Source organism: Photorhabdus sp. S10-54 (assembly GCF_963878145.1).
In the GTDB taxonomy this organism is placed as follows: Bacteria; Pseudomonadota; Gammaproteobacteria; order Enterobacterales; family Enterobacteriaceae; genus Photorhabdus; species Photorhabdus kayaii.
Genome location: NZ_CAWNXG010000052.1, coordinates 1 through 21,706, shown reverse-complemented (window position 1 = coordinate 21,706; position 21,706 = coordinate 1). Strand labels below are relative to the sequence as shown.

At 42.7% G+C, this 21,706-nt stretch carries 22 protein-coding genes and 2 pseudogenes; 16 read left to right on the top strand and 8 right to left on the bottom strand.

Annotation, left to right across the window (positions count from 1 at the left end; all coding sequences use genetic code 11):
• The first annotated feature begins 54 nt into the window (after nucleotides 1–54).
• Nucleotides 55–885, top strand: coding sequence for an alpha/beta fold hydrolase (locus AACQ83_RS20420; RefSeq protein WP_112879401.1), 831 nt, complete (start codon nucleotides 55–57; stop codon nucleotides 883–885).
• Between the two features lie 103 nt (nucleotides 886–988).
• Here AACQ83_RS20420 and AACQ83_RS20415 read toward each other — a convergent pair.
• Nucleotides 989–1,188: pseudogene (locus tag AACQ83_RS20415) on the bottom strand (DUF2498 family protein); the annotation flags it as partial.
• Between the two features lie 351 nt (nucleotides 1,189–1,539).
• Between AACQ83_RS20415 and topA the strand changes: the two are divergent.
• Entirely contained in the window at nucleotides 1,540–4,140 is a 2,601-nt protein-coding gene (gene topA, locus AACQ83_RS20410) for a type I DNA topoisomerase (protein ID WP_112879400.1), read from the top strand.
• Nucleotides 4,141–4,444: 304 nt separating this feature from the next.
• The gene (cysB, locus tag AACQ83_RS20405; RefSeq protein WP_112879399.1) at nucleotides 4,445–5,419 is read left to right on the top strand and encodes an HTH-type transcriptional regulator CysB; all 975 of its coding nucleotides are present in this window, start codon (nucleotides 4,445–4,447) and stop codon (nucleotides 5,417–5,419) included.
• 49 nt (nucleotides 5,420–5,468) lie between these two features.
• Here cysB and AACQ83_RS20400 read toward each other — a convergent pair whose 3' ends face one another.
• A complete protein-coding gene (locus tag AACQ83_RS20400) occupies nucleotides 5,469–6,296 on the bottom strand; it encodes a hypothetical protein (protein ID WP_112879398.1) in 828 nt (275 codons plus the stop codon).
• Nucleotides 6,297–6,562: 266 nt separating this feature from the next.
• On the opposite strand from AACQ83_RS20400, the gene acnA reads away from it, so the two are divergent.
• Nucleotides 6,563–9,238: an aconitate hydratase AcnA gene (acnA, locus tag AACQ83_RS20395; protein WP_112879397.1), complete on the top strand. Its 2,676-nt coding sequence runs from the start codon at nucleotides 6,563–6,565 to the stop codon at nucleotides 9,236–9,238.
• A gap of 195 nt (nucleotides 9,239–9,433) precedes the next feature.
• On the opposite strand, the gene ribA is transcribed toward acnA, so the two are convergent.
• Complete coding sequence (ribA, locus tag AACQ83_RS20390) at nucleotides 9,434–10,030, bottom strand: GTP cyclohydrolase II (protein WP_112879396.1); 597 nt, start codon at nucleotides 10,028–10,030, stop codon at nucleotides 9,434–9,436.
• Nucleotides 10,031–10,667: 637 nt separating this feature from the next.
• On the opposite strand from ribA, the gene AACQ83_RS20385 reads away from it, so the two are divergent.
• The 6 genes from AACQ83_RS20385 (at nucleotide 10,668) to AACQ83_RS20360 (ending at nucleotide 14,772) form a co-directional block, all read left to right on the top strand.
• Nucleotides 10,668–10,979: a LapA family protein gene (locus AACQ83_RS20385; RefSeq protein WP_112879395.1), complete on the top strand. Its 312-nt coding sequence runs from the start codon at nucleotides 10,668–10,670 to the stop codon at nucleotides 10,977–10,979.
• Between the two features lie 6 nt (nucleotides 10,980–10,985).
• Nucleotides 10,986–12,155 carry a lipopolysaccharide assembly protein LapB gene (gene lapB / locus AACQ83_RS20380; RefSeq protein WP_112879394.1) on the top strand — a complete coding sequence of 390 codons (1,170 nt, stop codon included), beginning with the start codon at nucleotides 10,986–10,988 and terminating at the stop codon, nucleotides 12,153–12,155.
• A gap of 44 nt (nucleotides 12,156–12,199) precedes the next feature.
• Nucleotides 12,200–12,946, top strand: coding sequence for an orotidine-5'-phosphate decarboxylase (pyrF, locus tag AACQ83_RS20375; protein ID WP_112879393.1), 747 nt, complete (start codon nucleotides 12,200–12,202; stop codon nucleotides 12,944–12,946).
• Nucleotides 12,936–13,262, top strand: coding sequence for a stress response translation initiation inhibitor YciH (gene yciH, locus AACQ83_RS20370; RefSeq protein WP_112879392.1), 327 nt, complete (start codon nucleotides 12,936–12,938; stop codon nucleotides 13,260–13,262). The genes pyrF and yciH overlap by 11 nt, the downstream gene beginning before the upstream one ends.
• Before the next feature lie 400 nt (nucleotides 13,263–13,662).
• Nucleotides 13,663–14,268, top strand: coding sequence for a TetR/AcrR family transcriptional regulator (locus AACQ83_RS20365; protein WP_112879391.1), 606 nt, complete (start codon nucleotides 13,663–13,665; stop codon nucleotides 14,266–14,268).
• Nucleotides 14,269–14,292: 24 nt separating this feature from the next.
• Nucleotides 14,293–14,772 carry a nuclear transport factor 2 family protein gene (locus AACQ83_RS20360; protein WP_112879390.1) on the top strand — a complete coding sequence of 160 codons (480 nt, stop codon included), beginning with the start codon at nucleotides 14,293–14,295 and terminating at the stop codon, nucleotides 14,770–14,772.
• A gap of 198 nt (nucleotides 14,773–14,970) precedes the next feature.
• Here AACQ83_RS20360 and AACQ83_RS20355 read toward each other — a convergent pair.
• A pseudogene (locus AACQ83_RS20355) lies at nucleotides 14,971–15,461 on the bottom strand (recombinase family protein).
• 105 nt (nucleotides 15,462–15,566) lie between these two features.
• Here AACQ83_RS20355 and AACQ83_RS20350 point away from each other — a divergent pair.
• From AACQ83_RS20350 to AACQ83_RS20330, 5 genes are all read left to right on the top strand, one after another.
• Complete coding sequence (locus AACQ83_RS20350) at nucleotides 15,567–15,800, top strand: hypothetical protein (protein ID WP_112879388.1); 234 nt, start codon at nucleotides 15,567–15,569, stop codon at nucleotides 15,798–15,800.
• A gap of 30 nt (nucleotides 15,801–15,830) precedes the next feature.
• On the top strand, nucleotides 15,831–16,004 hold the full coding sequence (locus tag AACQ83_RS20345; RefSeq protein ID WP_445260533.1) for a hypothetical protein: 174 nt from the start codon (nucleotides 15,831–15,833) through the stop codon (nucleotides 16,002–16,004).
• Nucleotides 16,005–16,246: 242 nt separating this feature from the next.
• Complete coding sequence (locus AACQ83_RS20340) at nucleotides 16,247–16,582, top strand: hypothetical protein (RefSeq protein WP_240000871.1); 336 nt, start codon at nucleotides 16,247–16,249, stop codon at nucleotides 16,580–16,582.
• Nucleotides 16,579–17,841, top strand: coding sequence for a group II intron reverse transcriptase/maturase (gene ltrA / locus AACQ83_RS20335; protein ID WP_112879387.1), 1,263 nt, complete (start codon nucleotides 16,579–16,581; stop codon nucleotides 17,839–17,841). Before AACQ83_RS20340 ends, ltrA begins: the two co-directional genes overlap by 4 nt.
• Nucleotides 17,813–18,040 (top strand): hypothetical protein, encoded by a 228-nt coding sequence (locus AACQ83_RS20330; protein ID WP_146747923.1) that lies wholly within the window; start codon nucleotides 17,813–17,815, stop codon nucleotides 18,038–18,040. Before ltrA ends, AACQ83_RS20330 begins: the two co-directional genes overlap by 29 nt.
• Nucleotides 18,041–18,902: 862 nt before the next feature.
• On the opposite strand, the gene AACQ83_RS24725 is transcribed toward AACQ83_RS20330, so the two are convergent.
• The 4 genes from AACQ83_RS24725 to AACQ83_RS20310 all read right to left on the bottom strand — a co-directional run bounded on the left by AACQ83_RS24725 (nucleotide 18,903) and on the right by AACQ83_RS20310 (nucleotide 20,803).
• Nucleotides 18,903–19,181 carry an ATP-binding cassette domain-containing protein gene (locus tag AACQ83_RS24725; RefSeq protein WP_112879406.1) on the bottom strand — a complete coding sequence of 93 codons (279 nt, stop codon included), beginning with the start codon at nucleotides 19,179–19,181 and terminating at the stop codon, nucleotides 18,903–18,905.
• Nucleotides 19,182–20,063: 882 nt separating this feature from the next.
• Nucleotides 20,064–20,210 carry a hypothetical protein gene (locus AACQ83_RS20320; protein ID WP_158537801.1) on the bottom strand — a complete coding sequence of 49 codons (147 nt, stop codon included), beginning with the start codon at nucleotides 20,208–20,210 and terminating at the stop codon, nucleotides 20,064–20,066.
• A 27-nt stretch (nucleotides 20,211–20,237) separates the two neighbouring features.
• Nucleotides 20,238–20,555 carry a type II toxin-antitoxin system RelE/ParE family toxin gene (locus AACQ83_RS20315; protein ID WP_112879384.1) on the bottom strand — a complete coding sequence of 106 codons (318 nt, stop codon included), beginning with the start codon at nucleotides 20,553–20,555 and terminating at the stop codon, nucleotides 20,238–20,240.
• Nucleotides 20,552–20,803 (bottom strand): antitoxin, encoded by a 252-nt coding sequence (locus AACQ83_RS20310; protein ID WP_036849172.1) that lies wholly within the window; start codon nucleotides 20,801–20,803, stop codon nucleotides 20,552–20,554. Before AACQ83_RS20310 ends, AACQ83_RS20315 begins: the two co-directional genes overlap by 4 nt.
• 303 nt (nucleotides 20,804–21,106) lie before the next feature.
• Here AACQ83_RS20310 and AACQ83_RS20305 point away from each other — a divergent pair, with 303 nt between their 5' ends.
• The gene (locus AACQ83_RS20305; RefSeq protein WP_112879383.1) at nucleotides 21,107–21,475 is read left to right on the top strand and encodes a hypothetical protein; all 369 of its coding nucleotides are present in this window, start codon (nucleotides 21,107–21,109) and stop codon (nucleotides 21,473–21,475) included.
• Nucleotides 21,476–21,706 lie beyond the last annotated feature (231 nt).

The window sequence follows — 21,706 nt, the reverse complement described above, 5'->3', positions numbered from 1 at the left end:
AAAATTCCCGAAGAATGGCAACTTACAATAATATTCATAAGGAAATAAAGTATTATGGCTATTTCACAATACGATATTCATACCAGTCATGCTGTCATCTCTGTTGCTGATACGGGAGGTGATGGGTTACCGGTCCTCCTTATACACGGTAATTCGAGTTGCAAAGACGTTTTTCGCCATCAAATTAACTGTTTTGGTGACGAATACCGGATTTTAGCGATTGATTTACCAGGGCACGGTGCTTCATCAAATGCAGTGGACCCTCGCCGGACCTATTCGATACCTGGTTATGCACTTTGCATCATCGAAGTACTGGAAAAATTAGGCATCGATAAAGTTGCTGTTTTCGGATGGTCACTGGGGGGACATATCGGTTTAGAGCTGATCCCGCGATTCCCAGGGATTGTTGGGCTAATGATTTGTGGCACGCCGCCGGTTAGTCCAGGCGCAGAGAATGTCAGTCTTGGATTTAAACCAAGCCGGTTTATGGCAATATCGGGTAAGGCTTCGCTGACAGAAGAGGAGATTACGGATTATACCCTGGCGTTGTATGGAGAAAACGCACTTTGTGAGCCATTTTTGAGATCCGCAGTGGCGCGGACCGATGGTTTGGCCCGGCAGTATATGTCTGAAGCGTCGGTTTCACCGGACGTTATGGATCAACGGTTATTGGTTGAAACAAACCCAACGCCACTGGCTATCGTTAATGGCGCAGAAGATTTATTCGTTAATATTGATTACATTAACGGGATAACCTACAAAAATCTCTGGACTGGTCAGGTGTATAACTTGCTCAACTTGGGACATGGGCCATTTTGGGAAGCACCAGAGCTGTTTAATCGTTTGATGGCGGGTTTTTTCTCTGATCTCACCTTAGAAATGTAATTAATACTTGTAGTTTACTGTCAGAGCTGTTTTATACCCGGCAGATATATTTTTATATCGTTTTTATATATCTGCCTATTCGTTGCTCAATAAATTTTTGTTATTAATTTTCGAGATAATATTGTTTCGACAGGATATGCGTCAGGTGTTTGAACATATTGAAAATAGCAGTACTTTTTACTGTGGGTAAACCATTTTCCCTTAGAAAAAATTCACCATTAATACTAATACATTTCCTTTTTGCTTTACGCTACTTATATACATGCCATGAATAAAATCTTCACGTTGGCGGATAATATCGCTGGCTTTTTTTAGTCATTGTTCACCTTTAATCGGTGTTGTTCTGTTCTACCTTTTTCTATCCTTAATCAAAAATAATTTGTTGCGCATCATTTTTTATCAGGTAGAGTGTGAACTTTTCATCATGCAGATGGAAGATTTTGTTTACGGTGATCGCTTCATTCATTTGCATAGATCATGGGCGGTATCTAAAATACCTTAGATAATTCAATATGTTTCGAGTTTGGGAAAATCAACTGAATAAAAATAAGTTGATATATTGAGAATCTATCGCAATATAAAAAGAGGTTTTAAATACCGTGATATGGCGCAGTGAATTCCACCATCTGAAAAGATAATTAGGTAAAGATAACTATGGGTAAAGCTCTTGTAATAGTGGAGTCCCCGGCAAAGGCCAAAACAATCAACAAATATTTGGGGAGTGACTACGTGGTGAAATCCAGCGTTGGTCATATCCGTGATTTGCCGACCAGCGGCTCAGCCAGCCAAAAGAGTTCGAGCTCATCTACCGATAAGTCTAAGAAGAAGGTTAAAAAAGATGAGAAAGCTGCATTAGTCAACCGTATGGGCGTTGATCCATACCGTGGTTGGGAAGCGAATTATCAGATTTTGCCGGGCAAAGAGAAGGTCGTGGCAGAGCTAAAATCACTGGCTGAAAAAGTTGATCATGTTTATCTCGCAACGGATCTTGACCGAGAGGGAGAAGCCATTGCATGGCACTTGCGGGAAGTGATTGGCGGTGATGGCGATCGTTTTAGCCGGGTTGTTTTTAATGAAATCACTAAAAATGCCATCAAACAGGCATTTGATAATCCGGGTGAATTAAATATTCACCGGATAAATGCTCAACAAGCTCGCCGTTTTATGGATCGAGTCGTGGGTTATATGGTTTCTCCGCTACTGTGGAAAAAGGTGGCTAGAGGGCTATCTGCCGGTCGTGTGCAATCGGTGGCGGTACGCCTTGTAGTAGAAAGAGAGCGTGAAATTAAAGCGTTTGTACCGGTAGAATATTGGCAATTACATGCTGATTTGCTGGCGAAAGGCGAAATTTCACTGCATATGGAAGTGACCCATCAGCAGGGTAAACCGTTTAAGCCGGTTAATAGTGAACAAACTCAAGCCGCCGTCTCTTTACTGGAAAAAGCCCGTTACAAAGTGATCGATCGTGAAGATCGTCCAACCTCCAGTAAACCGAGTGCGCCGTTTATCACATCTACATTGCAACAGGCGGCCAGCACGCGTTTAGGGTTTGGTGTTAAAAAGACCATGATGATGGCTCAGCGTTTGTATGAGGCCGGATATATTACTTATATGCGTACTGATTCAACTAACTTGAGTCAGGATGCGCTGGATATGGTTCGTGGTTATATCAGTGATAATTTTGGCGATAAATACCTGCCAAAAGCAGCCAATACTTACAGCAGTAAAGAGAATTCACAGGAAGCGCATGAAGCGATTCGTCCTTCCAGTGTTGATATCATGGCAGAGCAACTGAAAGATATGGATGCTGATGCACAGAAGCTGTATCAGCTAATCTGGCGTCAGTTTGTGGCTTGTCAGATGACACCGGCGAAATACGATTCCACAACATTGATGGTACAGGCGGGTGATTTTGAATTGCGGGCCAAAGGTCGTACACTGCGTTTTGATGGCTGGACAAAAGTGATGCCTGTGTTACGCAAAGGTGATGAAGACCACACGTTGCCGGTTGTTGAAATTGGTATAGAACTTGATTTGCAACAACTGATCCCAAGCCAGCATTTCACCAAACCACCGGCACGTTACAGTGAGGCATCCCTGGTTAAAGAGCTGGAGAAACGCAGTATTGGTCGCCCATCCACTTATGCTTCCATTATCTCCACGATTCAGGAGCGTGGTTATGTTCGCGTGGAGAGTCGCCGTTTTTACTCGGAGAAAATGGGAGAAATTGTTACTGATCGTCTGGAAGAAAATTTCAACGAGCTGATGAGTTATGATTTTACTGCGCGAATGGAAGATCAGCTTGATCAGGTTGCAAGTAACAAAGCCGAATGGAAAGGGATTCTGGATGAGTTTTTCACAGATTTTAGTGAACAGCTAGACGTCGCCAATAAAGAGCCGGAAGATGGCGGTATGCGGCCTAATCCGATGGTAATTACCTCTATTGAGTGCCCGACATGTCAGCGCTCTATGGGCATTCGAACGGCAACCACGGGTGTTTTCTTGGGTTGTTCTGGTTATGCGTTATCACCTAAAGAGCGTTGTAAGCAGACGATAAACCTTATCCCTGAAAATGAGATTCTTAATGTCTTGGAAGGGGATGAGGCGGAAACAAACGCATTGCGCGCCCGTCGTCGCTGTAAAAAATGTGGTACAGCGATGGACAGTTACCTTATTGATAGCCAACGTAAGTTACATGTTTGTGGTAATAACCCGGCTTGTGATGGCTACAAAGTGGAAGAGGGTGAATTTCGTATTAAGGGATATGACGGTCCTGTTATCGAATGTGATAAATGTGGCGCTGAAATGCACTTGAAAATGGGGCGTTTTGGTAAATACATGGGCTGCACCAATGAAACTTGTAAAAATACCCGCAAAATCTTGCGCAGTGGAGAAGTCGCGCCACCAAAAGAGGATCCGGTTCCGCTACCAGAGCTTCCTTGTGAAAAATCTGATGCCTATTTTGTATTGCGTGATGGTGCAGCCGGTGTATTTTTAGCAGCAAATACTTTCCCTAAATCCAGAGAAACCAGAGCGCCGTTGGTAGAAGAGTTAGCGCGTTTTAAAGAACGTTTGCCGGAGAAATTACGCTATCTGGCTGATGCGCCTGTGGCGGATGCTGAAGGTAATAAAGCAGTTATCCGTTTTAGCCGTAAGACTAAACAGCAATATGCTTCTTCAGAGAAAAATGGCAAGGCAACGGGGTGGAGTGTGTTTTATGTTGATGGGAAATGGGTTGAGAAAGACAAAAAGTAACAATTTCTGACAGAATCAATACTCTCTTTTTCTCAGAAAAGGGATTATTTTCTTCTATTAAGCCAACCTTATAGGTTGGCTTTTTTCGCCTATTGGCATTATCTTAAAATATATGAATTAGAATCCGGTTAAACATTCATTATGAATTTTTAATTATTCGTTATATAAATATATAATCGTGTTATAGTGGTTATATGCGACAACAATATTATTTCTATTCGTTATAATAAATAGCAAACAGCAATATCAGTCCAGATTTCTAAGTCATAATTGTTCACAGCGTTTATTTTGGGATGGTGTTTATATGAAATTGCAACAGCTTCGTTACATCGTGGAGGTGGTAAACCACAACCTCAATGTTTCATCTACGGCAGAAGGACTGTATACCTCTCAACCCGGGATCAGTAAGCAGGTCAGAATGCTTGAAGATGAATTAGGTATTCAGATTTTTTCCCGTAGTGGTAAACACCTGACGCATGTTACTCCCGCAGGTGAAGAGGTTGTCCGAATTTCTCGTGAAGTATTATCTAAGATTGATGCAATACGGTCAGTTGCTAGTGAACATACTTATCCGAATCGTGGTTCGCTATATATTGCTACTACTCATACACAGGCCCGTTATGCATTACCTCCTGTGATTAAAGGCTTTATTGAACGTTATCCGCAGGTCTCTTTACACATGCATCAGGGGTCGCCAACACAAATTGCTGAAGCTGTCAGTAAGGGTAGTGCTGATTTTGCTATTGCAACTGAGGCACTGCATTTATATGAAGACTTGATAATGTTGCCTTGTTACCATTGGAACAGGACGCTGGTGGTCACGTCGGATCACCCGCTGGCAGGTAAAGAGAGTGTTTCAATTGAAGAACTGGCTGAATATCAACTGGTCACTTATACATTTGGTTTTACCGGTCGTTCTGAGTTAGATGTCGCATTCGATAAAGTGGGCTTAAAGCCTAAAATTGTTTTCACTGCGACGGATGCTGATGTCATTAAAACTTATGTCCGGTTAGGATTAGGTGTGGGGGTTATTGCCAACATGGCGGTTGATCCGGTGCAGGATAATGACCTTGTTTGCATTGATATGCGTGATAAATTCAGCTACAGCACAACTAAGATTGGTTTTCGTCGCAGTAGTTTCTTGCGCAGCTACATGTATGATTTTATGTGGCGTTTTGCGCCTCACCTGACACGTGATGTTATTGATCAGGCAGTTGCTTTACGCTCAAATGAAGATATCGAAGTCATGTTCAAAGATATCAAATTACCAATCGTATAATGAAATAATTAGGGAGCTAATGTTGCGATTAGCTCCCTAATTTTGCTTATCAGATCGGTTCAAACTCACCACTGAAGAAATCATCAGAATCTTCTATTGATGTTTTTCTTTGCTTGTTAATGAAATTATCAAAACTGGTTTTAATCTCAGGATGTTCGAGTGCTTCATAGTCTAAGACCGATATTAAGGATGAATACTCAAAATCAATATTGATATTTTCATTAGAAGCACAGCTTGATAAAAAGTTTGAATTGGTGCTATCAAAATTAACTCGATAGAGTTTTAGTTTCGGAATATATACTGTCTTCTCTCCTACAATCAACGTATCGATGGCAATCGTCAGTGTCACTGTAGAATAAAAGCCTTTATTTTTCCGTATGCCTAAACGAATCGTTTCGCCTTGCTTGGTAAGAAAATTAGCGAAATCTGGCAGCATATCCGTATTTTCGAATACAACAACATTCATGATAAAATTAAGGAAACTTTTTGAAATGCTTAAACCATTTAATGAATCGGTGTAATTTTTGGATTCAACTTTGCTGGTACCCATTAGAGGTAATTTGTTAACGACTTTCGTCCAAAAATCCATATCTGTTTTATATTGCTCTCCATATTTTTCCGCGTATTTATTGACATAATTGGTTGCAATGGAGGAGAGTGCAATTAATGTTTGACTTAGGTTGTTTGTTTTCTCTATAACTTCTGGTTTATCAGATAATTGTTTGGCTATGATGAACTGAACTAAGCCATCCTTTTCATTATATTTATTGGTATTTTCTATATTAAAATAAGTGTCGTTGATGTGAAAGAACGTATTAGCTTCATTGATTTTTGCGATATGTTGCTGATTATTCGTAATTTCGTTTTTTATATCCATTATTTTGTCCTTGTTTTTTTATTGATAATTTGAATCCAATTGAATTGTTAGCGGGTTAATTCTAGCTGATTATCATTCGATTGTTTACTCGACTAAATTATCAAAATTTATTACTGAAATTCTGATAGTTACACTGAATTGATTCATTGTGCGGTAATGAGAAACAAATATTTGCTTATATGTTATGTTTAATTTGTGCCATTATCATTAACGGCTAGGCACTAAGGTGGTTTTGAGTTATGCCAGTATAAGAAGAAGGAGGAGTTATGTCGTTTGATTTAAAAAAAGTTTGTGTTTCAACACTTTCCGCTGTAAGTAAACAATATGATTATTACAGCTTACCACTGGTTGCTAAACATTTGGGTGATATTTCCCGTTTGCCCAAATCACTGAAAGTTCTTCTGGAAAATCTTCTTCGCAATATCGATGGCAATTCTGTTGTTGATGATGATTTGAAAGCAATTGTTGATTGGCAAAATACCGGCCATGCAGACAGAGAAATTGCTTACCGGCCGGCACGTGTATTAATGCAGGATTTCACCGGGGTGCCTGCCGTTGTTGATTTAGCGGCCATGAGAGAAGCGGTTCAGCGCCTTGGTGGTAATGTTGAACAAGTTAATCCACTATCACCCGTTGATTTGGTTATTGACCATTCAGTTATGGTGGATAAATTCGGCACGGAAAAAGCCTTTGAACAAAATGTTCAATTAGAAATGGAACGTAACTACGAGCGTTATCTCTTTCTGCGTTGGGGGCAAAAAGCTTTTAACCGTTTTCGTGTTGTCCCGCCCGGAACCGGGATTTGCCATCAGGTAAACCTGGAATACCTGGGTAAAACGGTTTGGCATGAAATGCATAACGGACGAGAGTTGGCTTATCCTGATACCTTGGTTGGTACCGATTCTCATACCACCATGATCAATGGTCTCGGTGTTTTAGGATGGGGGGTGGGCGGTATTGAAGCTGAAGCGGCCATGTTAGGACAACCTGTTTCCATGCTTATTCCTGATGTGGTGGGTTTTAAACTTACCGGCAAGTTACGCGAAGGGATTACTGCAACAGACCTTGTACTGACAGTGACTCAGATGCTGCGTGCCCATGGTGTGGTCGGGAAATTTGTTGAATTTTATGGGGATGGGTTAGCTGATTTGCCGCTGGCAGACAGGGCAACCATTGCCAATATGTCACCGGAATATGGTGCAACTTGCGGTTTCTTCCCGGTAGATGATATTACCCTGAGCTATATGCGATTGACAGGGCGTACAGAACAGCAGATTGAGCTAGTAGAAGCTTATTGTAAGATCCAAGGATTATGGCGAAATCCCGGTGATGAACCGGTATTTACCAGTAGTCTTGAGCTGGACATGTCGACAGTGGAAGCGAGCCTCGCTGGACCGAAACGTCCACAAGACAGGGTGGCTTTAGCGCGAGTACCTCAAGTATTTCAATCATCCGTTGATCTGGAAATGAATAAATCCCAGGGGAAAGCCATCTCAGCGCCAGTTAATCTGGATAACCAGAAGTATGAGTTAGAAGAGGGGGCTGTTGTCATTGCTGCGATTACTTCCTGTACCAACACATCTAATCCCACTGTGCTGATGGCCGCGGGGTTGTTGGCGAAAAAAGCGGTTGAGAAGGGGCTTAAACGCCAACCGTGGGTGAAAACCTCACTGGCGCCAGGCTCGAAAGTGGTGACGGATTACCTTGAACTGGCTGGCTTGATGCCGTATCTGGAGCAACTGGGCTTCAATCTGGTAGGTTATGGTTGTACAACTTGCATTGGTAACTCTGGGCCACTGCATGAATCTATTGAAGCGGCGATTAAGCAAGCTGATCTTACCGTCGGTGCGGTCCTTTCTGGCAACCGAAACTTTGAAGGCCGTATCCATCCTCTGATAAAAACTAACTGGCTAGCGTCGCCGCCGTTAGTCGTGGCGTATGCTTTATCCGGCAACATGAAAAAGGATTTGACTAAAGATCCTCTTGGTCAGGATCAACAAGGCAATGATGTCTATTTGAAGGATATCTGGCCTGATAGCAAAGAAATTGCTAAAGCGGTTGATCAAATTAAGGCTGATATGTTTCACAAAGAGTATGCGGAAGTCTTTGATGGTGATGAAACATGGCAGTCGCTGGATGTTGCGAGTTCTGCAACTTATCACTTCCAGCTTGATTCTACTTATATTCGCCACCCACCGTTCTTTAGTGAAATGACAGCAGAACCTGAAGCGATAACGGATATTCACGGCGCGAATATATTGGCTATTCTTGGGGATTCTGTAACCACAGACCATATTTCTCCGGCGGGGAATATCAAAGCTGACAGCCCGGCAGGGCGTTATCTTCAAGAACATGGGGTTGAACCTAAGGATTTTAACTCCTACGGCTCAAGGCGCGGTAATCATGAAGTCATGATGCGTGGAACGTTTGCTAATATCCGTATCCGTAATGAGATGATTTCTGGTATCGAAGGAGGATATACCCGCCATATTCCATCACAGACACAATTAGCGATTTATGATGCAGCTATGCGTTATCAGGAAGAAAAAACACCATTGGCTATCATTGCAGGCAAAGAATATGGTTCTGGTTCGAGCCGCGACTGGGCAGCGAAGGGGACTCGGTTATTGGGGGTTAGGGTGGTGATTGCGGAATCATTTGAGCGTATTCACCGTTCGAACCTGATTGGTATGGGGGTATTGCCATTGGAATTTTCTCAGGGCGTAAATCGTAAGACATTAAATCTGCGAGGTGATGAGACAATTGATATTGAAGGGATGAATGACCTCAAGCCGGGACAGATTGTTCCGGTGAAAGTGACTTATTCGGATGGGCGTCAGGAAATCATTAATGCTCAGTGTCGTATTGATACCAGAACTGAATTAGATTATTTCCACCACGGTGGTATTTTGCACTATGTTATTCGTCACATGTTGAAATAATTTTTATACCCGTTATTTTTCAAGCTGCCTCTTTGTTGGTTGCACTCGCTCACCCCGGTCACATAGTTCTCTATGCTCCCGGGGATTCACTCCCTTGCCGTCGCGATGCATCTTGAAATCCATAGGGTATACATCATACTAAAGACGGCACTGATTTATTTGAGCGCCGTTTTTTCCAGCTAGCTTACTGAGAAACTAATTTTGCTCAGGTAACAAATGACCCATTTTTTTGGCTTTGGTATCCAAATAATAAGCATTTTTAGGATTCCGGCCGGTAATTAATGGAACACGTTCTACAATATTAATACCTGTTTCGGTCATAATTTCCACTTTTTTGGGATTATTTGTCAGCAGACGAATAGCTTGAACACCGAGTAATTTATACATATCTGCACATAAGGTGAAATCACGCTCATCGGCGGCAAAACCTAACTGATGGTTAGCTTCTACAGTATCGATACCGTTATCCTGTAACGCGTAAGCACGAATTTTATTGATTAAGCCAATATTACGACCTTCTTGTCGATGATAAAGTAATACACCTCGCCCTTCTTTAGCAATTTGAGCAAGGGCGGCTTCAAGTTGAAAACCGCAATCACAACGTAGACTAAACAGGGCATCACCGGTCAGACATTCTGAATGGATCCTGGAAAGAACAGGTTCATTGCCAGAAATAGTACCGTATACTAATGCGACATGATCTTGACCTGTGGCGATTTCTTCAAAGCCGACCATTAAAAAATCACCCCAAGGAGTGGGTAACTTGGCCTCAGCGACTCGTTTTAATTGCATTTTATTGTTCATATGTTGATTCAGACTCGTTACAAGACATAGATGTGAAAAACAATACCGGTCTGGGAAATCAGCGGACACTGCGTAAAAGATTTTCTCTGATTATAATGCGGCTATATTTTGCCATATTTACCGCAAATTATCTGTCAAAAACTTTCAAATAATCATATATAAATGGCTGTTATAACACTAACATGTTAACACTGAACAAGTTTTTAAAATGTGTATAAAAATAATCCGGTGCCAGATATGAATCCATTTACTAAACCTATTATTATCGCAACCCTGATTTTATTGTTACCACCTGTAGCTGTATTGTTGGCAGGTTGGCAATGAGAGACCGGATATGTTTTTCCTTCTAGGTATATACCCTGTTTGCTGCAAGTTTGTCGCTACTTTTAGTGGGTTTTTTTATGGTCGCGTCGTCACTCAGAAAAATGGCGGTTGATTAACGACAAAAAGGATTTGGCGGTGTCATTGCTTCTTATTTACACTTAATCGGTGGGAAGATATCGCAAAAAAGCTGAAAGACGCATTTATCATGATAAATTGCTTCCTTTATCCAGACTGGAAATGCTAATTTAATGAGCCGTTATCCAGCATAATGTCCAAGCAACAATAGATAACAGGAAAAAATGTGAAATATTTTCTGATTTTATTACTGGTATTGGTGATCTTTGTCGTTTCGATGACTCTTGGATCAAATAACGAACAGATTGTTACATTTAACTATCTGATTGCTAAAGGGAATTACTCTATATCTACACTTTTAGCTGTATTATTTGCTAGCGGTTTCGTGTTAGGTTGGGTTATCTGTGGATTATTTTATCTTCGTGCTCGTTTGTCATTAGGAAGAGCTGAACGCAAGATTAAGCGACTTGAAGCGCAACTGGAGCAACCTGCTGAACCTTCGGTTACTCATTCATCGCTTGCACTTAGCAAGGAATAAACCCCTATGTTAGAGCTGTTGTTTCTGTTGCTTCCTGTGGCCGCTGCTTATGGCTGGTATATGGGGCGCAGAAGTGCTCAACAGGATAAGCAACAAAATGCTGATCGCTTATCACGAGAATATGTTACCGGGGTTAACTTTCTCCTTTCAAACCAGCAAGATAAAGCCGTGGATCTGTTTCTTGAAATGCTTAAAGAGGACAGTTCTGCTTTTGAAGCGCATTTGACTTTGGGGAATCTATTCCGTTCCAGGGGAGAAGTAGAGCGGGCTATCCGCATTCATCAATCTCTCATGGAAAGCGCTTCTCTGACATTTGATCAGCGTTTGCTTGCGACGCAACAATTGGGCCGCGATTATATGTCTGCAGGTTTGTATGATCGTGCTGAAAATATGTTCTCTCAGTTGGTGAATGAAAAAGATTTTCGACAAAATGCGTTTCAATCGCTGCTGACTATTTATCAGGCAACCAGTGATTGGAAAAAAGCCATTGATATTGCTGAGAAATTAGTCAAATCCGGCAAACATGATTTACGGGAAAAAATTGCGCATTTTTATTGTGAACTCGCTTTACAGGAGATGAGCGGTGATGATCTTGATGAGGCTATCGGTTATCTCAATAAAGCGGTTCAGGCAGATAAAAACTGCGCCAGAGTTTCTATCATGTTGGGGCGTCTGTTTATGGCCCGGCAAGAGTACAATAAAGCGGCGGATGCTTTAAAATCTGTTCTTGAGCAGGATAAACAGTTGGTGAGTGAGGTGTTACCTATTCTCCAGGAGTGTTACCAGCATCGGAATCAGCTTGATGAATGGGAAAATTTCCTGAGACGTTGTGTCGAAGAGGATTGTGGGGCAACGGCCGAGCTTTTGCTGGCTGATATTATCGAGCAGCAAGAAGGGCATGAAGTCGCGCAAACTTACATCAACCATCGATTAGAGCGTCATCCGACCATGCGCCTATTTTATCGCTTGATGGATTACCACCTGGCCGAAGCAGAAGAGGGTCGGGCGAAAGAAAGTATTATCTTGCTACGGGACATGGTTGGTGAGCAAATTCGCACCAAACCTAATTATCGCTGCCATAAGTGCGGCTTTACTTCTCATTCGCTTTATTGGCACTGTCCATCATGCCGTTCGTGGGATTCGATTAAACCGATCCGTGGATTAGATGGTCAGTGACAGTGTCACCATAATATTGCTTTGTTAGTCAAAAAGGTTAAAAAATGACATCTCATACCTTAACATCGTTCGGTAGACAGGTTAGCTCGCCTGTCATTGTTGCTTTAGATTACGACAATCAGGATGCGGCGCTGGCTTTTGCCGATAAAATTGATCCACAGGATTGCCGTCTGAAAGTAGGTAAAGAGATGTTTACCCTACATGGTCCGCAGTTTGTTAAGTTGCTGCACCAACGTGGTTTTGAAGTATTTCTGGATTTGAAATTCCATGATATTCCTAATACCACCGCCAGAGCGGTAGCTGCTGCTACTGAGATGGGGGTTTGGATGGTAAACGTACATGCGAGTGGTGGTGCCAGAATGATGACAGCGGCGAAAGAGGCGCTGCTGCCTTATGGTCATGATGCGCCGTTATTAATTGCTGTCACGGTATTAACCAGTATGGAACAATCGGATCTGCAAGGTATTGGGATTGATATGACACCAGCGCAACAGGCTGAAAGGTTGGCAAAACTGACTCAGGCATGTGGGCTGGATGGTGTGGTTTGTTCTGCGCATGAAGCTCAGCAACTGAAAAAGGTTTGTGGTCAGCATTTTCAATTAGTTACTCCCGGAATTCGCCCGATGGGCAGTGATGTGGGTGATCAGCGCCGTATCATGACGCCAGAACAGGCGGTATTGGCTGGCGTTGATTATATGGTCATTGGCCGTCCGATTACCCGTGCCGCCGATCCTGCGGCCGCATTGCGTCAAATTAATCAATCTATTGCGGGAGTGATTAATGCAAGATAATAATTCTCGGTTGGTCTATTCCACAGACAGAGGGCGTATTCAGGAAGAAACGGTTAAATCTCAGCGTCCAAAAGGAGATGGTATTGTTCGTATTCAACGTCAAACCAGTGGTCGTAAAGGAAAAGGGGTTTGCGTGATTACCGGGATTGATGCTGATGATCAGACACTGATTAAACTGGCGGCTGAATTGAAGAAAAAATGTGGCTGTGGTGGTTCAGTAAAGGATGGCGAAATAGAAATTCAAGGTGATAAAAGGGATTTATTGAAACAATTGCTTGAAGCCAAAGGTATGACAGTTAAATTAGCTGGTGGTTGACAGAAGGGCGGATATTCGCCCTTCATTCATTTTATTTATTTGTCTAATTGTTGGTAGTGTTTTAAGATATTTATTAATAATATTCTTAAAGATTTATTATTAAAAATAACTCACAATAAAGAGATAAAATAGAATATTGTAAACATTCTATGAAAATAATATGTTGATATTGTTTTTTCCTTTTAAAAATAAATTTCTATTTTTTAATTGATATAATAAGCAAGAAATGGTAGTAGGAAATTTAATATTATCTCTTCATTTCTCTGATAAGATCATTATTAAAGGGCATTTTCGTATGGGAATGAGCAACTTTGGTGATAAAGGCGATGAACATTAATAATTACTTTTTAAATCATAGAGATAACAATTTAAATCTATTTTTTCAGTAAAGAGGTTGACTATGGAGAATGATCGTTCTACCATGAAAAACATGGAAGGTGAGCAGGCGCCCAACAACAGGGAAAACATGTTGGATGTTGTAGAGGAATTAATTTACACAAGGGGGATTGCGGCGACGGGTATCGATCTGATAACGCGCACTACCGGTTCTTCACGTAAGACAATTTATCGTTATTTTGGTACGAAAGAGGGGTTGATTGAAGAAGTTCTTCGTCGGCGAGATGAACGATGGATGAGATGGTTTACCTCATCAATAGTCGAATATAAAACACCTAAAGAGAAATTGCTGAATATTTTTTTGGTATTACAAAGATGGTTCGTAAGTGATGATTTTAGAGGATGTGCATTTATTAATACATCTGGTGAACGCCCTAATCCTGATGATCCGGTAAGAATAATTGCTAAGGAACATAAAGAGAAAGTTTTTACTTACGTGCTGTCTATTTGTGAAGAAATATCGCCGGATTCATCAGCGGATTTAGCGAGGAAGCTCTTGCTCTTAATAGAAGGCGCTATTACAACTGCGCATGTGATGAATGATACACATTATGCTTTAGAGGCGATGAATATTGCCGAGGCATTGCTGAATAAATACGATGTGAGTTAATGGAAAATTTAATTAGGAGACAATATGTCTAATACAAAAGAAATTCGCCAGCCGGTTCCGCCATTTACCCGTGAAACCGCTATTCAGAAAGTTCGCTTGGCGGAAGATGGATGGAATAGCCGTGATCCTGAAAAAGTTGCATTGGCTTATTCATTGGATACCCATTGGCGTAATCGTGCTGAATTTGTACATAGTCGTAAAGAAGCTCAGGACTTATTAGCCAGAAAATGGGCGAAAGAGCATGAATATCGATTGATTAAAGAACTTTGGGCGTTTACTGAGAATAGAATAGCGGTTCGTTATGCTTATGAATGGCATGACGATTCCGGTAACTGGTTTCGCTCATATGGTAATGAGAATTGGGAATTTAACGAAGATGGTTTGATGTACAACCGTTATGCTTGTATTAATGATCTTCCGATAAAAGAATCTGAGCGCAAATTTCATTGGCCTTTAGGTCGCCGCCCTGATGATCATCCTGGATTATCTGAGTTAGGGTTGTAATCCTTTTCAGACGACAGTCGAGACGTGGCTGATGTGCAGTACCTCCGTCGGGGCCTTCTGATTAACGGAAGAATTCAGAAGGCCTGCACCCCGATGCTCCCGGAGGCGGTGCCCAAGTTCTGCCAGCAACTCTGATTCGGTATAAAGTATTAGGGGTCCGCTTGGAAAACGGAAAATATCCCACGTTAAGACCATTTTTTAAACAGTAGGTATTTGCTGTTTTGCTTTAACTCTCAGAGTTGTTTGCCGTGTGGTTCTGAATTCCCTGGCAATTGCACTTATGCTTACACCAGACTGAATTCGTTCGAGTACCCTCTGTTTTTTTCTTCATTTAATACCGGTGGGCGTCCAAAGCGTTTTCCTGCATCCTTCGCTCTCGCTATCCCCGAATAAGTGCGCTCGAGTAAAAGATCACGTTCAAATTCAGCGACCGCTGAAATCACCTGCATCGTCATTTTTCCTGCTGGACTGGTCAAATCAACGCCACCCAATGCCAAACAATGCCCCCGAATGCCTAATTCGGCCAGTTGCTCCACTGTTTTCCTGATATCCATCGCATTACGACCGAGACGATCCAATTTTGTGACAATCAATACATCACCATTTTCCAGACGGTCAAGCAAGGGGTAGTGACCGGGTAGCTGCGATAACCGCCAACAATTCAGTAAATTTGATAAAGTATCAGCCAACGATCACATTGACCAGATGAAAAATGGCGCCATCGGCGTTTCAATATTTTGTTTTTTTACAGTTAGTTATTGTTAGTGTGGGGCGGGAAATATTGGTGAGTATTTTTGAAAGAATCAATTCCTGAGAAAATGAAAGGTGTAATGGCGGTAATTTTTCGCGTAGCACAGTATGTCACAGACAGAAGAAAGACCGCAAAAGCGGCCTTAGTATTCTCTTCTAGGATTACCTATTATGAATATACGTCCAAGATGAGTAAAGGTTATTTAGCTATCGTAGATAGACTGGCTAAAAATAGCAATTCACGATGTCAGTTGGCTACCCAATTTTTGGCTATTTAAATTGACCGTTTAACGGTGTTTACTGCTCCATTGCTCCTGAAACCCCTAAAATTGCGCCTGGCAATGGCATCAATGGGACGACCAGAGACAAAAGTCAGTACGTTATGCCAGGAACTGGGAATAACCCGGCAAACCCTGTACAGACATATTTCTCCAGATGGTCAATTGCGGGCTGACGGGATAAAGCTACTCAACCGGGGATAAATTCAACGACCGGAAAAATCTGGGGTTCCGGCGTAGGTGTGTCACGAATGCACCCTGTGGCAAATAGAGGGTGCAATGCTGTGCGAGAGATGAGGGTCGGCCCCTCGGAGGCGGTGTCCAGACGCAGCCTTCAAACTACCCTGAGCTGCTGCCGTTAAGAGCGGTGGTGGTGAGCGTCAGGGAAAAGGCGCAGTCAGATGCGTCATGTATGTGTTGTGAAGATGAACGAGAGTGAACTGTAGATGCAGTGTCGAAAGGAACAAGATGATGTCAAAAACGCGCTTTCTAAGCGGTGCGTGATAAGTCCAGCGGTTATCTGGTTACTGGCTGGTCGGCATCCGGCATATAGACAGCATGAGTACAACACAGGCTCTGGCATGGAACGTGGGAACCTGTCGTCCCGATGCGAAGGGAGCGGCGTCGAGCAGAAACCCTGCGAGCGCCTGAGTACCAATGCGGGGCACAGGGGCAGATGGTTCCGTAGTAGTGATGAAGCGCCTGTAATGGGCGTGGAGCGAAGGGGGCCAGTCGTTGGGGCTGTATTACAGGTCAACCGCGTAAGCGGGAGGAACCTGTGAGCCAGTCCAAACCGTTTGCGTTATCCAGACAGGCTGTCTGGAGCGCGTACAAGAAGGTAAAAGCCAACAAAGGCAGTGCCGGAATCGATGGCCAGTCGATTGAGGAATTTGACAAGAACCTCGTGGGGAACTTGTACAAGATCTGGAACCGAATGGCCTCGGGCAGCTATATGCCGCCAGCAGTTCGGCGTGTTGAGATACCAAAGGCGACGGGTGGAACGAGACCGCTGGGGATACCTACGGTCGCGGATCGCATCGCGCAGATGGTGGTCAAAAACATGCTGGAGCCGATTCTGGAGCCACTATTCCACGATGACTCCTATGGCTACCGCCCGCACAAATCTGCGCACGATGCCCTGAAGCTAGCCCGGCAACGATGCTGGCGTATGGACTGGGTGCTGGATGTAGATATCAAAGGGTTCTTCGATAACATCGATCATGAACTCCTGATGAAGGCGGTGCGCAAACACACGGACGGTAAGTGGGTGTTGCTCTACATTGAGCGATGGCTGACCGCTTCGGTACATATGCCGGATGGGACGGTGCAGATAAGGGATAAAGGTACGCCGCAAGGGGGCGTCATTAGTCCGTTGTTGGCGAATTTGTTCCTGCACTATGCATTCGACATGTGGATGAAACGGGAATTTCCTGTCGTCCGGTTTGAGCGATACGCTGATGATATAGTCATCCATTGCAAGAGCCATGCGCAGGCAATGATGTTGCGTAGCAGGCTCAGAACGCGCCTGGGTGAATGTAAGCTGGAAATGAGTCCGGGCAAGACGAAAGTCGTCTATTGCAAGGACAGGGAAAGAACGGAGGCATATCCTGAAATCAGCTTTGACTTTCTGGGCTATACATTCAGGCCAAGAAAGTCATTCTCAAAAGAGGGAGAGCTGTCGGTGAATTTCCTGCCAGCGATAAGCGCCAGAGCGGCGAAGGCAATCCGGCAGACGGTACGGGGTTGGGATCTGAGTCATAAAACCCCGTTGTCTCTGGAAGTAATGGCGCGATGGCTCAATCCCATGTTACGAGGCTGGATTAAGTACTATGGGCGCTTTTATCGCTCAGCGATGGGCTGTATAGCCAGTCATATAGATCTGCACCTTGCGGAATGGGTCGCCCGCAAATATAAGCGGGTACACGGCAGCCTGGCTCAGGCATATGAATGGTTGAGAAGGATACAGAGCGCTAGACCCGGCCTGTTTGCACACTGGGAAATTTGTACGCGGCGTGAACGGTCAACGACAAGAGCCGGATGACGGGAGACTGTCACGTCCGGTTCCGTGGGAGCGCAGGGGGGAAGTTCCCTTGCGCGACCCGATAACCCCATCCTTTCGTCTCCGACCATCCAACATCTCCATTGCTATCATATCGTGCCATTTAGTTCGCTTCGCTCACAGCTTAGTAGGGCGAGGGGGTATTGAGGCTCTCTATTTTGCTCTCAGTCGCATTACTTAATAAAGACAAGTAATGCTCCGCTTCGGGGCGTATCAACTCCTAATGCTTTCTGAAACTTTCTTTCGCCCCTTACAGGCGAATTTACTTCAATACTCACTTTAACTATCTTTCGCCTATGTCATATCAACAACGAACAAACGTTTTCGTTCCAATGGACTTCAAACCCCCGAACTAAGGGTTTAAAGAATAACGGGACTAAAAACTCTATTCATGAAAACTGACCGGACATAGCCGGCACGAGGGGTCACTACCCCTTCTAATTGTGGTCGCTGTATGTCTTTGCCGGAAGCTTTATCAATAAACAATTTATTTCAGAATGTTCAAGTTGCCGTTCTGGATTTTAATCAAAACTACTCACCCGCACATAACCGATACGATGTCCTTTCAAGATGACTCCAAGAGTTAACCAAAATTAAACCTGTCAGATTGAAATCTGTGGTCACCCGAATATGTTTTTCCTAGCACAGTAGAAGCCAAGCTTACTCGCCTTTATTCCCATTTATATTATCTTCTTTTGTTAACAAGTTTAACCTTAACAGCGTTATCATCTAAATAATCTTCTATTTTTTTGTTGTTCTTGAATTCAAATAATTTATAAGCATATAAAATAAATTATCACCATTTGAATCCAATGATGAATTTATTTCATCTAATAAAACCAAATCATAGCTTAAACAGTTTAAATATGACTTAGACATTAAAATCCTTTGCCATTGCCCTCCTGATAATTTTAAATAATTCTCAAATCCCTCAACCAAATAATAGTTAAAATCTATTTCAGATATGAAGTCTAGTTCAAAAAGATGCATAACTCTAAGAATGTCATTGTTATTGAGTTTATTAAAAGGATCAATGAACTCTTTCAACGTGATGGGTAAAGGTCTAAAGTTTTGAGAAATATATACCCTATGGATTTCAAGTTGCATCGCGATGGCAAAGGAGCGAATCCCCGGGAGCATAGATAACTATGTGACCGGGGTGAGTGAGTGCAGCCAACAAAAAGGCAGCTTGAAAGATAACGGGTATATAATATTTTTTCAGAATTAATGCTTGATGAAATTTCACCTAAAAAATTTGAATATAATCCACTAATTATATTTGTAAGTGTACTCTTACCACTTCCATTTTCACCATCAAGTATATATGTTTTATTTTTTTAAATTGTAGGTTTATGCTATTCAACGCATTATCTTTTATCCTATTATATGAGAAATTAACATTTCTCATAGTTATAATGTTCTCATTGTCATGTTTAGATACAATATCAATATAATGATAGTTTGAGTTTTCGATTTTATCAAGAGATAGTGTTGATAAAAAACCATAAATGAGTTGTGAAAAATTGGTTATCAATATTGTTAAGCTAGTTCTAATTTGCATAATAGAACCGAATATAATCATCAGATCTCCAGGTGTAGGGTTAATGCTTTCTCTTGTCTGATATAGGGTAAAAACTAATAAAAATAAACCTGGTATAGAGCAAAACACTAAGAATCTAACACCTTTGAATCTTTCTTTAAAAACTCTATTCAATATTAGATGGGGCAGTGACCGGGTAGCTGCGATAACCGCCATACCTAGAAGAGAATACTAAGGCCGCTTTTGCGGTCTTTCTTCTGTCTGGGACATACTGTGCTACGCGAAAAATTACCGCCATTACACCTTTCATTTTCTCAGGAATTGATTCTTTCAAAAATACTCACCAATATTTCCCGCCCCACACTAACAATAACTAACTGTAAAAAACAAAATATTGAAACGCCGATGGCGCCATTTTTCATCTGGCCAATGTGATCGTTGGCTGATACTTTATCAAATTTACTGAATTGTTGGCGGCTATCGCAGCTACCCGGTCACTACCCCAAACAGACAGGAAAATTCAAAGGCAGGCAAGCTGATAAGAATTTACACCAAAGAATATATGAATTACGTATCACAAATGGTTTGAGCATCAGAAATACCGCTCGGTTAACAGGAGTTTCAGAAAGAACGGTGATCAGAGTAGTTAAACAACGTCAACTTATCATATTTGATAAATAGATTTTTCAACACCATGTAGGAAGCCATAGTATTGGCTGTCATTTTCAGAAGGCGACTGCACCAGTTCACAGGACTGACAGCCCGATGTGCAGCCAACTTCTGAACAGGTTTCGTTAGCAGTCCTGTGCACGATATCTCTTCCTCCGGCTGGTGATCGTTAACTCTCTCTGCTGATCCTCGCTGCCAGTCGTGTCATGAGGTCCATGCGTTCATGAAAAATCGCCACGACCAGTGCGGGCGCACTCCTGCGTGGCAGGCAGAAGACATAGTGATGTTCACAATGCGCCATCCGTAACTCAGGAAAGAGTTCGCTCATATCCTTGAAAGTACCTCGCCCTACGGCAAGGCAGGCAATACCATGTTCCAGCCTGGTGATATAGCGGCGTACTTGCGCTGTACCCCACTGTTTGCGCGTGTAGCGGATGATGCTGCGTAGATCTGCTTCAGCCTCCGCCGTGAGGATGTAGGTCGTCAAGCGCGATCCCCGCCGAGTTCTTCGTCAAGAATTTCTCCGATGCTCCTGGTGGACACCTTCCCCGCAATCCCGTTATTGATGCGGTTTCCCAGCAGAGTTTTCAGTTCCTGCCATGCCTGATCGGCATCTGCATCGCCGGGGAACAAACGTTCGAGAGCGTATTGTTTGATGGTCTTACCTTGTAGGGCTGCCAGCGCTTTCAGGCTTTGGTGCTGCTGGTCTGTTATGTCGATTGTCAGGCGGCTCATAGAGGGCATCTCCTTTAAAATACACAAACCCACATTAGCACATATGTATAAATAAAGCCATCAGACCGCTCTGTCCACCAAACGAACGTTTGACGGTCAGACCGGAATCTGTCCGACAATATACTTGTTTAATGGGGTAGTGACCGGGTAGCTGCGATAGCCGCCAACAATTCAGTAAATTTGATAAAGTATCAGCCAACGATCACATTGGCCAGATGAAAAATGGCGCCATCGGCGTTTCAATATTTTGTTTTTTACAGTTAGTTATTGTTAGTGTGGGGCGGGAAATATTGGTGAGTATTTTTGAAAGAATCAATTCCTGAGAAAATGAAAGGTGTAATGGCGGTAATTTTTCGCGTAGCACAGTATGTCCCAGACAGAAGAAAGACCGCAAAAGCGGCCTTAGTATTCTCTTCTAGGTATGGCGGTTATCGCAGCTACCCGGTCACTGCCCCTCAAAGACATGTCTTACAAAAACAACTTTCCTTCGCTGTACCGGTGGTTATCTGCGTCAAAGCATACGTAGATTTCACGCTAGAATTTACGGTTTTGACACTATCAACAGGGCTAAACCGTAAGTTTCTGTTCAAATGCTCCCGCTGGTCCATAAGGGGAGAGCATAAAAAAGTGTGGGGCATTTATGTGGCAAAGCAGCTAAAGAAGCCACTTTAACGTATAAGTATTCATGGGCCGATAATGGGTAATAGTCCGGTTGAGTTGCCCATTTTACCGCTAAATAATTCAAGTGCCCCAGACTTTTTTATGCTCTCTATGGTATCTGTCTCTTGATCATATTTCATAGATCAAGAGACTTGGACAGTAAATAACCTTCAAGGATGGTTTGTAACATGAACCATCCTTGCCACAGCCTTTCCCATCCCACTCGGCCATTTCGTTTTGAGT